This is a genomic window from Achromobacter sp. UMC71 (assembly GCF_014170305.1).
GTDB lineage: Bacteria > Pseudomonadota > Gammaproteobacteria > Burkholderiales > Burkholderiaceae_B > Achromobacter.
Window position 1 is genome coordinate 116,801 of sequence record NZ_LZZT01000015.1, and the last position, 12,815, is coordinate 129,615.

A 12,815-nucleotide genomic window follows, 5' to 3' on the forward strand; every position below is an offset into this window, starting at 1 on the left:
AGGCCGCGCGATCTACTCCCGCCCGGCCCGGCCACGATGGCTGGCAGCCGCCCTGCTCTGGCCCGCTCCCTTGCTGGCAGCGGGCCCCGGCACTTCCTATCCGGACCTTCAAGCGGGCCTCGTCGCCGGTATCGCCCTGGCGTGCGCGGCCGCGTTCGCCGCCGCCTGGGCGTATACACGCAGCGCGATCTACGGCGCCGGCATGGCGTTCGTGCTGGTGGAAGGCGTGTTGCGCGCCCAGCCTACGCTATTTCCCGCCGGCGCCCTGCAGGCCGGCTCGTTCGCCGCCATGCTGGCCCTGTCCGTCCCGCTGATCTGCGGCAGCCCTATGGCCGCCCGGCTCGCCGCGGCGTGCCGCTGGGCGTGCATCGCGTTGACCGGCCTGGCGGCGTTGGCATTAATCTTCGTCTATGACGCCGACGGCGGCATGCTGCCCGGCCTGGTCGCCGCCGTGTGCGCGGCGGCCAGCGCGGCGCTGGCGGTGTGGTTTCTGGCCGCGGCGGCCAGACCTGGCCCCCGGCGGGCGGCGGCGCTGGCGCTGGGCGCCGCGTACGCGCTGTCGGCCTGGGTGCTGGGCCAGGATGCCTGGTCCACCCGAGGCAATGGCGCCTTGGCGCCCGAAATGGCACGGCTGCTGCTGGTCCTGGCCGCCCTGTTGCTGGCCGGCCTGGCCCGTGGGCCGCGCCAAGACCCGGCCAGCCACGATCAGGCCGCCGCTGGCCATCAGGTCCAGGGCGAGCTACGCCTGGCGGAAATGGCGGGCGCCCTGGACACCCAACGCCAGATGAACGCCCTGATCTCGCACGAACTGCGTGCGCCACTCGCCACCATCAGCGCCGCGGCCCAATCGCTGGACATGATCCTGTCCGGCAGCGGCGAAGCGGTCGACACCCGCCTGGCGCGCATCCACCGTTCGGTCAGCCGCATGACCGAACTGATGGAACAGTTGCTAAACCAGGACCGCTTGGGCGAACCCGCGTGGACCCCGCGCGGCGAGTTGACCGACATGGCCGGACTGGTTGGCGACGTGGTCGCCGCCATGCAGCCGGACACGGCGCACGCCCTGCTGCTGCAAGCCGGCGCGGACACGCTGCCCGTCTACTGCGATCGTCCGCTCACCAGCGTGGTGGTGCGCAACCTGATCCATAACGCCATCAAATACTCGCCCGCCAGCGAACCCATCCGGATCGAAACCGGACGAACCCAGGAAAGCGGCGTGCAGATGGCCTGGATGTCGGTCAGCGACAGCGGGCCCGGCATCGGCGAAGAAGAACAGGCCCGCATCTTCGAGCCGCACTTTCGCCGCACGGCGCACCGCGAGACGCAAGGAATGGGTATCGGCCTATATCTGGCCCGGCGCATCTGCCAGAACCAGGGCGGCTCGCTGACCATGCACAGCAAGGTCGGCGTGGGCACGCGGTTCGTGATCACGCTGCCCGCCCAGCCGCCCGTGACGGGGGATCGCGATCAGGGCGATCAGGCAGCGAACACGTAGCCCTGGCCGCGCACGGACAGCACGGGCAGCTTCAAGCCCGCGCTTTGGGCTTTGGCGCGCAGACGGCTGACCAGCACGTCGATACGGCGCAGTTCAAATCCGCCGGGGCTATCGGGCAGGAACAATTCGGCCAGCGCCTGGCGGCTGACGGCGGAGCCCGCCGCATCCATCAACGCTACGAGAAAGGTGCGCTCCTGGGCGCTCAGGTGCAACGACGCACCATCGGGTGCCACCAGGATCCAGCCGCCATCCTGCAGCGACCACGCCGTATCGGCGGATGCGCGGGTTTCGGCATCGACCGGCCGCGGCGCCTTGGCCAGGCGCATGCGCCGGGCCAGGCTGCGGATGACCGAGCTGAGTTCCAGCAGATCCACCGGTTTGGTCATGTAGACGTCGGCGCCGCCCTCCAGGCCGCGCACCCGGTCCTCCAGCGCGCTGCGGCCAGTCAGCATGACGATGCCCACAGGACTCAATGCACGCAGGCGCGTGGCCACGGAAAACCCATCTTCTCCAGGAAGATGCGCGTCAAGGATGACGATATCGCAGGGCTGCTCCTGCAGCCGGCGGTAAAACGCCGCGGCATTATCACAGGCAAACGCCACACGGAAACCGTACCCGCCCAAGCCCAACGCCAACTCCTCCCGGAAGTCCGCATCATCCTCAAGCAAGCCGATACACAGCAAACCATCTGCGCCAGGCATATTTAGAGTGCTTTATATTGAAAATTGTCGACAAATGCCCCAAGGACGGGCGTGCCGTCCTGAGTGTCCCGCAGGCGACAATCTTACGACTTTTACAATGGAAACGAATGATTGCAGGGAAAAAAACCGCGATTTTTCGACGCAATGCGCCAATTTCCTGCGACATCCCCCCATAAAAGACCGATTTCCCGTCAACAACCAGTCAAAATGAACCTCAAGACGAACAACTGACTTCGATACCATTGGCCCAATCCGGCGGCAGACTGGCGTACTTTTCGTAGCCAACTTGCGCCGTGAAGGGTGCCCGCAGAAGTTTCATCAGCGTGTCGATTTCGCTGGCGTCGCCGCTTTTGGCGGCGCGGATCGCCTCTTCGGCCAGATGATTGCGCAACACATATAGCGGGTTGACCCGGTTCATGGCGTCGGCCACCTCGGCGGCGGGCCGGCCATCCTGGGCGTGGCGCGCCAGCAGGCGGTCCAGCCAGGCCGCGGCGGCCGGACGGTCGATGAACAGGTCTTCGAAAGGCGCGCGGCGGCCCGACACGGCATCGGCCAGGCGGCGCCAGGTCAGGGTGAAATCCGCCTGGTTCGCATCCATCAGCTTGAGCAGATCGTCCAGCAAGGGCTCGTCGGCCGGCCGCCACGCCGCCAGGCCCAGCTTGGCACCCATGCGGTCATGGAAGGCGCGCGTGAACACGCCTTCGTATTCATCCAGCACGGCGCGCAGGCCGTCCACGTCCTGCACCAGCGTATGCAGGCTGCCGCCCAGCCGATACAGGTTCCACAGGGCCACGGAGGGCTGGCGGTTCCAGGAATAGCGGCCTTCGGAATCGGAATGGTTGCAGACATGCCCCAACCGGAAGCCGTCCATGAAGCCATAGGGGCCGTAATCCAGCGTCAGCCCCAGGATCGACATGTTGTCGGTGTTCATGACCCCATGGCAAAAGCCCACGGCTTGCCAATCCGCCATCAACAGCGCTGTGCGCCGCGTCACTTCGCGCAGCAGCCCGATGTAGGGCGCGGCGGCGTCCTGCGGTTCGCCCGCGGACGCGGCCCGGCATTCAGGGTAATAGCGGTCGATCACGTAGTCCGCCAACGTCTTCAGCATGTCCGGCTGACGGCGCGAGGACCAATGCTCGAAGGAACCGAAGCGCACGAAACTGGGCGACATGCGAGTCACGATTGCCGCGGTTTCAACGGTTTCACGCCAGACCGGATCGTCGGAGGCCACCAGCGCCAGCGCGCGGGTGGTCGGCACGCCCAGGCCATGCATGGCCTCGCTGGCCAGGTACTCGCGCACCGACGAGCGCAGCACCGCGCGGCCATCGCCCATGCGCGAGTATGGCGTCATGCCCGCGCCCTTGAGCTGCAATTCCCAGGCGCCCGCGGGTCCCTGGATTTCGCCCAGCAGATGCGCCCGGCCATCGCCCAACTGACCGGCCCAGACTCCAAACTGGTGCCCGCTGTAGACCGCGGCCAGGGTATCGCCGCCCGGCAGCGGCTCGGCGCCGGAAAAGACGCGCAGGAATTCGGGCGTGTCCAGCACGGCCGGATCCAACCCGATCAGGGCGGCCGCCTCGGCATTGGCGTGCAACAGGCGCGGATTATTCAGGGGCTGCGGCGCCAGCCGCGTGTAGAACGCGTCCGGCAACGCCGCGAACGAGTTGACGGCTTGCAATTCGGACAGGGAATGGGCGCTCATGCGCGTTGGCTCCTAGCGGCCCGCTTGGCCGGCCGCACGTAGAAAATGGCGCTAAGAAAGAACACCGTGGACAGCAGGATCTCGCCCCAGGCCATCAAGACCGACATGGGCGCCGGATCCGACATGGCGCGCACCGCGCCCTCCATCAGATACAGCAACGACAGCATCGAGGCCCACTGATAGGTATAGAGGTTGCCGCGCAGGATGCCGCGCAGCGGCCACACCAGCGGCAGCGCCTTGAGCAGCATCCAGGAACCGCCCGGACGCAGCGGCGCCACGACCGTTTCCCAGGTCACGCACAACACGATCAAGGCGAACAGCGACACCGATGCCGTCAGCCGCAAGCGGGGGTTGAGTTCAGGGTTCATGCTGCTATTATCGCCTGATGAACCGCCCCGCCGAGCCTGCCGCCGCCGCGCCGGCGGCCACCGAGCCCCAGTCCCCGCGCTCTTCATGGGCCAAACGGGCCGGGCGCGCCTTCCTGTTCACGGTGCAGCGCGCCGACGAAGAAAAGCTGCTGCAGGTGGCTTCCAGCCTCACCTTCACCACGGTGTTGGCCATCGTGCCGATGCTGGCCGTGGTGCTGTCGCTGTTCACCGCCTTTCCCGTCTTCCAGGAATTCCGGGTCGCGCTCGAAGACTTCCTGACCAACAGCCTAATGCCGCCGTCCGTCTCGGACAACATCATGGAATACCTGAACCAGTTCGCCCGCCAGGCCTCGCGCCTGACCGCCATCGGCGGCGGCTTCCTGCTGGTCACGTCCCTGTTGCTGATCATGACCATCGACAAGGCCTTCAACGATATCTGGCACGTGACGCGCCAGCGCCCCCTGCCGCAGCGGGCCCTGGTCTATTGGGCCGTCATCACCCTGGGCCCGGTGGTGGCCGGCGCCAGCCTGTGGGCAACCTCGTTCGTGGCCCGTGAATCGCTGGGGCTGGTGCGCGACGTGCCTGAAATCGTCAGCGTGGCGGTGTCGTTCATCCCGTTGGTGCTGACCGGCCTGGGCTTTGCCGCCCTGTTCGTGGTGGTGCCCAACCGCGACGTGCTGTGGCGCGACGCGCTGGTCGGCGGCTGCGTCACCGCGGTGGCGCTGGAAGTCATGAAATCGGCATTCGCCTATTACCTGACGCGCTTTCCCACCTATACCGTCATCTATGGGGCGTTCGCCACGCTGCCGATCTTTCTGTTGTGGATCTACCTGTCCTGGCTGGCCGTCCTGCTGGGCGCCACATTGGCCGCCAGCGCCCCGATCATCCGGCTCGGACGCTGGGAGTTCAACCGGTACCCGGGCGCCCCGTTCGTGGATGCGCTGGACGTGCTGCGGGTGCTGCGCCGCGCGCAGGCCGAAAGCCCCCCAGGCCTGCCGGCCAACGTGCTGGCTTCCGGCCTGAAACTGCATCAGGACGAACTGAACGACGTGCTGGAAACCCTGGGCGAAATGGGCCTGGTCACCCGCAGTCCGGACGACCTGTGGGTACTGACCTGCGACGCCCGCGAGACCTCGCTGGCGCCCGTGGTGGACCGGTTCCTGCTGGATCGGGGCCAGCCGCGGGTGCGTAACGACGCCGAAATCCTGCGGGTCGCCTCGGCCGTGATTTCCGAACAAAATGCACCTACGCTGGAAGAACTCGGCAGAGAAGCGCAAAATACCGAAAATGGCATCGCCCCGGTCCTGCAACTGGAAGCGAACAAGAAATAGCAAATAGCATCAGGGCGCCAGCCGCCCAGGAGAAACCGATGTTGAAGGTCAGCGAGATTCTGCGCGTCAAAGGAGACACGCTTTACACGGCATCGCCGGACATGCCCGTGTCCCAGGCCGTGCAAACCATGAGCGAGCAGGATATCGGCTCGCTCGTCATCATGGAATTCGGCACCCTGACCGGCATGCTGACGTTCCGCGAGATCATCCGCCACATGCATACGCATGGCGGGGCGGGCGAAACCACCATCCGTTCAATCATGGACGACGCGCCGGTCAGCGTGTCGCCCAATACCAGCGCCGACGAAGTGCAGCGCCTGATGCTCGAAAAGCATGCGCGCTACATCCCGGTCATGGACGGCCCGACCCTGATGGGCGTGATTTCGTTCTACGACATGGCCCAGGCCATCGTCGCGGCCCAGCAGTTCGAAAACAACATGCTCAAGGCCTACATCCGCGACTGGCCCGCTGAAAGCGCGGAACCCGCCAAGTCCTGAGTCCCCGCCCGCGGACGGCGTCCGCGGGCCCCTCGCGCCCGGCCCCGGGCTTAGACGCCCGCTTGCGCCTCGGCCAACGCCGCGCCGCGCATATCGGGCGCATGCCGCTGGCTGCGCCAGGCGTCGTAGATCAGCGCCGGGTCATTCGCGGCGAGCAGCGCCGGATCCGACAGCATGCGGCGCCAGCGCCGCGCCCCTGACTGACCGTTCACCAGCCCCAGCATCGGCCGCGTCATGACGCGCAGCGGCACGCCCTGCGCCACCTGGCGCGTGGCGTATTCCATCATGGCGTCAACCACTTGCGCATCGCTGGGCAGCCTGACCGACGGCCATAGCCGCAGCGATACTTCAGACAGTACCCGCGGCGTATGCCAGGCCGCGCGGCCCAGCATTACACCGTCGAAGTCGGTGGCAGCCGCCACCGACTGGTCCGCGTCGGCCAGCCCGCCGTTCAGCACAAACACACAGTCCGGGAAATCCTGCTTGAGCTGGCGCACCACGTCGTAGCGCAGCGGCGGGATCTCACGGTTATCTTTGGGCGACAGCCCCTTGAGCACCGCATTGCGGGCGTGGGCGATAAACACGCGGCAACCGGTGTCGTAGATCTTGCCGACGAAATCGCGCACGAACGCATAGGACTCGTCGTAGTCCAGCCCCAACCGGTGCTTGACGGTGACGGGAATATCCACCGCGTCCTGCATCGCCTTGATGCAGTCAGCAACCAGGTCCGGCTCGGCCATCAGGCAGGCGCCAAAAGCGCCTTTTTGCACGCGTTCCGACGGGCATCCGCAATTGAGGTTGATTTCGTCGTAGCCCCATTGGCGCCCCAGCTTGGCCGATTGCGCCAGCGCGTCCGGCTCGCTGCCGCCCAGTTGCAGGGCAACCGGGTGCTCGGCTTCGTCGAAGTCCAGGTGGCGCGCCACGTTGCCGTACAACAGCGCACCGGTGGTAATCATTTCGGTGTACAGACGGGCGCGCGGCGCCAGCAGCCGATGAAAATAGCGGCAGTGCCGGTCGGTTACGTCAATCATTGGGGCGACGCACAGCCGCCAGTCGGGGGAGTCCAAGAATCGCTCAGTAAAACAAGGGGATGCGGTATTTTACGGTGCTTGGCGAGATTATGTTTGGCAAGCGCGATACCCGGCAGGCGAGCCCCTGCCCGCCATGTGGTCTAAAATTGCGCCGCCGCCGCGTACAGCCATGTCCGCCCGCCCGTTAACTCCCCTCTTTCCGTACATCAATGGCCGTATTCACCCCCGTATCCGACGACGACGCGCGCGCCCTGTTGGCGCATTTCGACCTGGGCGAGTTCGTCTCGCTGCGAGGGATTACGGCGGGCATCGAAAACACCAATTACTTCCTGTACACCAGCCGCGGCGAGTACGTGCTGACGTTGTTCGAGGTGCTGACGCAGGCCCAATTGCCGTTCTACATCGAGCTGATGTACCACCTGGCCAGCCGCGGCATCCCGGTGCCGCAGCCACAGACCCTGCGCGACGGCACCCGGCTGACCACGCTGCACGGCAAGCCCTGCGCCATCGTCTCGCGCCTGCCCGGCGGCTACGAACCCGCGCCCGGCGCCGCCCATTGCGGCCTCATCGGCGCCACGCTGGCCCGTGCCCACCTTGCCGGCCAGGACTTCCCGATCCAGCAGCCCAATCTGCGCGGCTTGTCCTGGTGGGTCGATACCGCGCCAAAGGTCCTGCCTTTCCTGGATGCTGGCCAGGCGCAGCTGCTGCAGTCCGAACTGGCCGCCCAGCAAGCCGCCGCCGGCACACCCGCCTGGGCCACGCTTCCCGCCGGCCCGGCCCACTGCGACCTGTTCCGCGACAACGTGCTGTTCGCCGGCACCTTCGAAGATCCGCTCATGGGCGGCATCATCGACTTCTATTTCGCCGGTTGCGACACCTGGCTGTTCGACGTGGCCGTCAGCGTCAACGACTGGTGCATCGAGCGCGACACGGGCGAATTCATCCCCGAACTGGTCGAATCCTGGCTGGCCGCCTACGCCAGCGTACGGCCGTTCACCGATGCCGAACGCCAGGCCTGGCCGCTGATGCTGCGCGCCGCCGCCCTGCGCTTCTGGTTGTCGCGCCTGTACGACTTTTTCCTGCCGCGCCCGGCCCAGACGCTGAAACCGCACGATCCCCGGCACTTCGAAAGAGTGTTGCGGGCGCGCCACCGCCCTGGCCTGCCGGTATTGCCGTAATCGTTGCTCCCCCCATAATGGGGGGAGCACGTCCCTTATTGAGAGATCACTTCCCAAGAGAGCCATGCAAGCAGCATTCCTTCCCGCGTCTTCCGGCTGGCAATGGGTTCGAGACGGCTTCCGTCTGTTCCGCAAGCAACCGCTGGCCATGTACACCTGGGCGCTGGTCAACAGTCTCCTGGTCATTTTCGCCTTCGCCGCACAAATTGTCGGCCCGATTCTGTTCATCGCGCTGATGCCGTCCGTCACGCTGATGAGCCTGGCGGCCTGCAAGCACGTCGAAGCAGACCGGGTGATGCTGCCTTCCATGTGGGGCAAACCCCTCAAGCAGCCCGGCGTCTTCAGAAAGCTGTTCCTGATGGGCCTGCTGTATGCGGCCGTCAGCCTGATCGCGGGGTTGGCCACCTTCCTGCCGTTCTCCGCCGCTTTCGCGGAAGGCATGCGCATCGCCTCCATTGAAAACACGATGGAGCCAATCCTGCTGGCAATCCGCACGCCGCTCATCATTTTCACGATCATCTACGTCGTGATCGCGGCGCTGTTCTGGTATGCGCCCGTGCTGGTGGCCTGGCATGGGCTGCGCCTGACGCAAGCCCTGTTCTTCTCGGGCATTGCCTGCTGGCGCAACAAGTGGGCCTTCCTGGTCTATGCCGCGACCTGGGTCCTGATCGCCCTGTTCCTGGACCTGTGCTCGGGCTTGCTGGTGTACATGGGGCTGTCGCCGCAATTTGCCAGCACGCTGCAGATTCCGTTCACGATCGCGGCGGCCGGCGTGTTCTATTGCAGCTTCTATCCGTCCTATACCGCCGTGTTCGGCATCAACAACACCAGCCCGAACCTCGACAACGGCCACGGCGCCCAGGCATAACGCCACCCGGCAGGGCGCAAGCGCCCTGCGCACCTTCACCACCCGCAAGCCGCGCGACACGAACACCACGTCGATCGCGTAGCGCATGCCGAAGGTATGCACCGCCCAGCAGGGCGCGAGCAAGATGCCCGACCGCCGGCCCGGCGGACGGCGCCCCAAGAGACCGCACATCCGCCCCCACCAACCCCTGACCCGCAACAGCCTGATGCGGCCGTGCGGCAGCGGCGGGACGCTGGTCATTGCACCCCCTGAAGCAACTGGATCGCGATGGGAAACCCCAGGACGATGAAGGTGCAGGGAAAGATGCAGGCGATCAAGGGCAGCAGCATTTTGACCGGCGCCTGCATCGCCAGTTGCTCGGCGCGTACATGACGGTCACTGCGGCATTGGACCGCCTGCGCCCGCAGCACTGGTCCCAGGCTGATGCCCAGCGCTTCCGCCTGTGCCAGCGCCGCGGCCCAATTGCGGGCCAGCGGGCTATCGCAACGATCGGCCAGCGCCTTGATGGCGGCCGACCGCGAAACGCCCGCACGCATATCCGCCAATGCGCCGGCCACCGCATCGCGCAGCGGCCCCTTCGGGCCGCTGGCCGCGGCCAACTGCAAGGCGCCATGCACGCTCAGCCCCGCCTCGACGCATAACGTCATCATGTCGAACACGAACGGCAGATCGCGTTCGATGCGGCGCCGCCGTTTAGCACCCAGCCCCCGCAGCCATATCCCAGGCAACACGCCGGCGGCCACAGCGCCCATCCCGGCCCAGGGGGCCCAGGCCAGGACGCCGCCCTCTTGCAGCGCCAGCGCCCCCACGGCGGCCAGTGCCGCACCGCCCAGGGCCGCGGTCGCGCCCAGTGCCGCCATGTGTTCATAGCGAATGTCGGCGGGCAAGGCCGCCTGCTCCATCGCGCGTGCCAGGCGGCGGCGCCAGCGCCATGTGCACAAGGGAGCGGCCAGCGGCGCCACCGCCGAGATCCAGGGCCACGCCATCCGCCACCACCAGGGCATGGCATCCGCCACTGCCGGCTCGTCCAGCAGCAAGGGCCGCAAGACGATCCACGCCCCCCAGGCCGCGCCCAGCGCCGCCAACGCCACTCCCAGATGCAGCCACATCGATCTTCTTCCCTTTAAAAGTCGATCCGGACAATGCGCCGGATCAGCAGCACGCCCGCGGTTTCCAGCGCGGCCACCACCGCCAGCACCGCCCATCCCAGCGGCGTGCGCCACAGCAGTCCCATGATCTCCGGCTCCAGCCGGTCCAACACGGCCAGCAACAGCAAGGGCAACGCGCCCACGATCCAGGCCTGCATCCGCCCCTGCGACGTCAGCGCCCGCAGCTTGGCTTGCAGCTGCAGTCTGGCCCGCACAGTCTGCGCGATGCTTTCAAGCGCTTCGGCCAGGTTGCCACCGGTTTGCGCGGCGATGCGCATTGCCGCCACCACCAACGCGGTCGAATCGGCCGCCATGCGAACGTTCAGGTTCTCCAGCGCTTGATCCCAGGGCACGCCCAGCCGTTGCTCGCGCAGCATCAGGCCAAATTCCTGGGCCAGCGGCGCGCCGCCCTGGTCCACCATATGGCGCAACCCCGTCGGCAGCGCCACGCCCGCCCGCAGCGCCGACGCCAGCATCAACAGCGCCATGGGCAACTGCTGTTCAAAGCGTCGGGCGCGCCGGCGCCGCAAGCCGTCCACCAGCATGCGCGGCGCACGCAAGGCGGCCACGCCGGCCGCGGCCGCGAGGATGCCGCTGGAGGTCGCGGCAAAGGTCAGCGCCGCCACCAGCATCGCGCCCGCCACCGCGCCAACCCATAGTTGGGCGGGGTCGATGAACAGGAACAGCTCGCCCAGCCGGATGCCCGCCTCCTGGGTGTAAAGCGCGCGGTAGCGCCGTAGCGCGGGCGTGAACCAGCTTTGCGCCTGCCAGGCCAGCACCATCACGCACACCATCGTGCCACCCGCAGCCAGCCAGATCATGTCAGCCCGGCCGCATAGCCCGGCGCAGCGCCGCCGGCCTCGCGTGGGCCGGAGAACCAGGCGGCATCCACCCCGGCCCCCGCCTCGCGCCATTGCTGCGCGAAGCTGGGCACCGCCCCGCAACCCGTGAAGCCACCGGCCCGTTCGTGCCGGAACAAGTCCTGCAGCTGTATGCGGCCACTCTCCATGCCGGTGACTTCAGCCACCGACGTCACCACGCGGCGCCCGTCCGCCAGGCGCGCCTGCTGCACGATGATGTCGATGCTGGCCGCGATGTGCTCGCGCACCACGGCCAACGGCAAATCCAACCCCGCCATCAGAATCATCGACTCCAGCCGCGCCAAGGCATCGCGAGTGGAGTTGGCATGTAGCGTCGTCAATGATCCCTCGTGCCCGGTATTCATAGCGGTCAACATGTCGAAGGCTTCGGCGCCACGGCATTCGCCCACCACGATCCGGTCTGGCCGCATGCGCAAGGCATTGCGCACCAGTTCGCGAATATCGATGCGCCCCCGGCCCTCCTGGTTGGCGGGGCGCGCCTCCAATGCCACCAGATGCTCGTGGTTCAACCGCAGCTCGGCGGCGTCCTCAATCGTGACGACACGCTCGCCGTCGGGGATTTCATTGGACAGGATGTTCAAGAGCGTGGTCTTGCCCGACCCCGTGCCGCCCGACACAACCAGGTTCTTGCGCATACGGACGCACAGCGCCAGGAACTGCGCCATGGCGTCGCTGAGCGACCCTGCCGCCAGCAGATCGGGCATGCCGGGCCGGCGCTGCGGAAACTTGCGGATGGTCAGGCTGGCGCCCTTTAGCGCAACGGGCGGGATGATGGCGTGCACCCGGGAGCCGTCAGGCAAGCGGGCATCCACCATCGGCGAGCTTTCGTCAATGCGGCGCCCCAATGGCGTCACGATGCGTTCGATGACCCAGCGCACCGACTGTTCGCTGGTGAACGCACCCGGGTGGCGCCACAACCGCCCTTCGCGTTCAACGTAGATCTCGTCGTACCGGTTCACCATGATCTCGGTGATGCCCGGCGCCGCCAGCAGGGGTTCCAGCGGCCCCAGACCCACCGCCTCGTCCAGGACATCCTGGCACAGCGCCGCCCGGTCCGCGTCGGGCGGCAGATCGCCGTCGTCGGCCACGATCTGCGTCAGCAGCCGCTCGGCCTCGGCGCGCAGCATCCCGTCGCTCATGCCGGCCACATCGCGCCGGCGCAGGTCCAGCGCCCCCAGCAACGCCGCATGCAGGCGTCGGCGCTGCTGCAAGGACGGCAATGATGGCGCGGCCAGCGCCGGCGGCCTGTCCTGAGCCGAGACCTGGAGCGCCGTCTGCTGCGGCACCGCGGCCAAATGCGGGGGTTCATTGCCCTGCTCATCCTGCTGGGCCAACGTCACCCGCAGCCGGCAGGGGCCGATCAGGATCTCGTCGTCCGGCAGCACCGGCGCATGCCGTACCACCCGCTGGCCATTGACGAGCGTGCCGCCCAGCGTGCCCAGGTCCTCGAGCACGATCGTCGATTCCTCCCGCAGCAACTTTGCGTGCTGGCGCCCCACGCGCCAGTTGGGAATGCGCAGGCCGCACAGCGCGCCCCGGCCGATCAGGATGGGAGCCGCTACCGCGATCTTGCGGGTGACTGCGTCTTCAAACGTCAATTCGATTTCAAGCATGG

General features: G+C 67.0%; 12 protein-coding genes and 1 pseudogene. 5 read left to right on the forward strand and 8 right to left on the reverse strand.

Translation table 11 applies throughout. The features are described from left to right. Window positions 1-70 precede the first annotated feature (70 nt). Window positions 71-1,495: a sensor histidine kinase KdpD gene (locus A9974_RS06815; RefSeq protein ID WP_255468059.1), complete on the forward strand. Its 1,425-nt coding sequence runs from the start codon at window positions 71-73 to the stop codon at window positions 1,493-1,495. On the opposite strand, the gene A9974_RS06820 is transcribed toward A9974_RS06815, so the two are convergent. The 3 genes from A9974_RS06820 to A9974_RS06830 all read right to left on the reverse strand — a co-directional run bounded on the left by A9974_RS06820 (window position 1,477) and on the right by A9974_RS06830 (window position 4,266). Continuing rightward, window positions 1,477-2,196 (reverse strand): response regulator transcription factor, encoded by a 720-nt coding sequence (locus tag A9974_RS06820; protein WP_183003373.1) that lies wholly within the window; start codon window positions 2,194-2,196, stop codon window positions 1,477-1,479. The genes A9974_RS06815 and A9974_RS06820 overlap by 19 nt on opposite strands. 214 nt (window positions 2,197-2,410) lie before the next feature. Then, on the reverse strand, window positions 2,411-3,898 hold the full coding sequence (locus A9974_RS06825; RefSeq protein WP_183003374.1) for a YdiU family protein: 1,488 nt from the start codon (window positions 3,896-3,898) through the stop codon (window positions 2,411-2,413). Next, window positions 3,895-4,266 (reverse strand): DUF2069 domain-containing protein, encoded by a 372-nt coding sequence (locus tag A9974_RS06830; protein WP_183003375.1) that lies wholly within the window; start codon window positions 4,264-4,266, stop codon window positions 3,895-3,897. The genes A9974_RS06825 and A9974_RS06830 overlap by 4 nt, the downstream gene beginning before the upstream one ends. A gap of 17 nt (window positions 4,267-4,283) precedes the next feature. Here A9974_RS06830 and A9974_RS06835 point away from each other — a divergent pair, with 17 nt between their 5' ends. Together A9974_RS06835 and A9974_RS06840 are read left to right on the forward strand one after the other, a co-directional pair. Continuing rightward, the gene (locus tag A9974_RS06835; protein WP_183003376.1) at window positions 4,284-5,597 is read left to right on the forward strand and encodes a YihY family inner membrane protein; all 1,314 of its coding nucleotides are present in this window, start codon (window positions 4,284-4,286) and stop codon (window positions 5,595-5,597) included. 38 nt (window positions 5,598-5,635) lie between these two features. Further along, a complete protein-coding gene (locus tag A9974_RS06840; protein WP_183003377.1) occupies window positions 5,636-6,094 on the forward strand; it encodes a CBS domain-containing protein in 459 nt (152 codons plus the stop codon). Between the two features lie 50 nt (window positions 6,095-6,144). On the opposite strand, the gene dusA is transcribed toward A9974_RS06840, so the two are convergent. After that, a complete protein-coding gene (dusA, locus tag A9974_RS06845; protein WP_183003378.1) occupies window positions 6,145-7,161 on the reverse strand; it encodes a tRNA dihydrouridine(20/20a) synthase DusA in 1,017 nt (338 codons plus the stop codon). A gap of 173 nt (window positions 7,162-7,334) precedes the next feature. On the opposite strand from dusA, the gene A9974_RS06850 reads away from it, so the two are divergent. Together A9974_RS06850 and A9974_RS29420 are read left to right on the forward strand one after the other, a co-directional pair. Next, window positions 7,335-8,303, forward strand: coding sequence for a homoserine kinase (locus A9974_RS06850; protein WP_183003379.1), 969 nt, complete (start codon window positions 7,335-7,337; stop codon window positions 8,301-8,303). A gap of 64 nt (window positions 8,304-8,367) precedes the next feature. Beyond that, on the forward strand, window positions 8,368-9,171 hold the full coding sequence (locus A9974_RS29420) for a BPSS1780 family membrane protein (RefSeq protein WP_233175723.1): 804 nt from the start codon (window positions 8,368-8,370) through the stop codon (window positions 9,169-9,171). Window positions 9,172-9,177: 6 nt separating this feature from the next. On the opposite strand, the pseudogene A9974_RS29640 reads toward A9974_RS29420, so the two are convergent. The 4 genes and pseudogenes from A9974_RS29640 to A9974_RS06870 all read right to left on the reverse strand — a co-directional run. Beyond that, window positions 9,178-9,411 (reverse strand): annotated as a pseudogene (locus A9974_RS29640) (hypothetical protein); the annotation flags it as partial. Beyond that, entirely contained in the window at window positions 9,408-10,280 is an 873-nt protein-coding gene (locus tag A9974_RS06860) for a type II secretion system F family protein (protein ID WP_183003381.1), read from the reverse strand. The gene A9974_RS06860 and the pseudogene A9974_RS29640, both read right to left, overlap by 4 nt. A 14-nt stretch (window positions 10,281-10,294) precedes the next feature. Beyond that, window positions 10,295-11,140: a type II secretion system F family protein gene (locus tag A9974_RS06865; RefSeq protein WP_183003382.1), complete on the reverse strand. Its 846-nt coding sequence runs from the start codon at window positions 11,138-11,140 to the stop codon at window positions 10,295-10,297. Beyond that, the gene (locus A9974_RS06870) at window positions 11,137-12,813 is read right to left on the reverse strand and encodes an ATPase, T2SS/T4P/T4SS family (protein WP_183003383.1); all 1,677 of its coding nucleotides are present in this window, start codon (window positions 12,811-12,813) and stop codon (window positions 11,137-11,139) included. The genes A9974_RS06865 and A9974_RS06870 overlap by 4 nt, the downstream gene beginning before the upstream one ends. Between the last annotated feature and the right edge of the window lie 2 nt (window positions 12,814-12,815).

Bases quoted from the DNA above. Each gene is read 5' to 3' on its own strand.
- A9974_RS06820 (WP_183003373.1), bottom strand. From the start codon at position 2,196: ATGCCTGGCGCAGATGGTTTGCTGTGTATCGGCTTGCTTGAGGATGAT.
- A9974_RS06825 (WP_183003374.1), bottom strand. From the start codon at position 3,898: ATGAGCGCCCATTCCCTGTCCGAATTGCAAGCCGTCAACTCGTTCGCG.
- A9974_RS06830 (WP_183003375.1), bottom strand. From the start codon at position 4,266: ATGAACCCTGAACTCAACCCCCGCTTGCGGCTGACGGCATCGGTGTCG.
- A9974_RS06835 (WP_183003376.1), top strand. From the start codon at position 4,284: ATGAACCGCCCCGCCGAGCCTGCCGCCGCCGCGCCGGCGGCCACCGAG.
- A9974_RS06840 (WP_183003377.1), top strand. From the start codon at position 5,636: ATGTTGAAGGTCAGCGAGATTCTGCGCGTCAAAGGAGACACGCTTTAC.
- A9974_RS06850 (WP_183003379.1), top strand. From the start codon at position 7,335: ATGGCCGTATTCACCCCCGTATCCGACGACGACGCGCGCGCCCTGTTG.
- A9974_RS29420 (WP_233175723.1), top strand. From the start codon at position 8,368: ATGCAAGCAGCATTCCTTCCCGCGTCTTCCGGCTGGCAATGGGTTCGA.
- A9974_RS06860 (WP_183003381.1), bottom strand. From the start codon at position 10,280: ATGTGGCTGCATCTGGGAGTGGCGTTGGCGGCGCTGGGCGCGGCCTGG.
- A9974_RS06865 (WP_183003382.1), bottom strand. From the start codon at position 11,140: ATGATCTGGCTGGCTGCGGGTGGCACGATGGTGTGCGTGATGGTGCTG.
- A9974_RS06870 (WP_183003383.1), bottom strand. From the start codon at position 12,813: ATGCTTGAAATCGAATTGACGTTTGAAGACGCAGTCACCCGCAAGATC.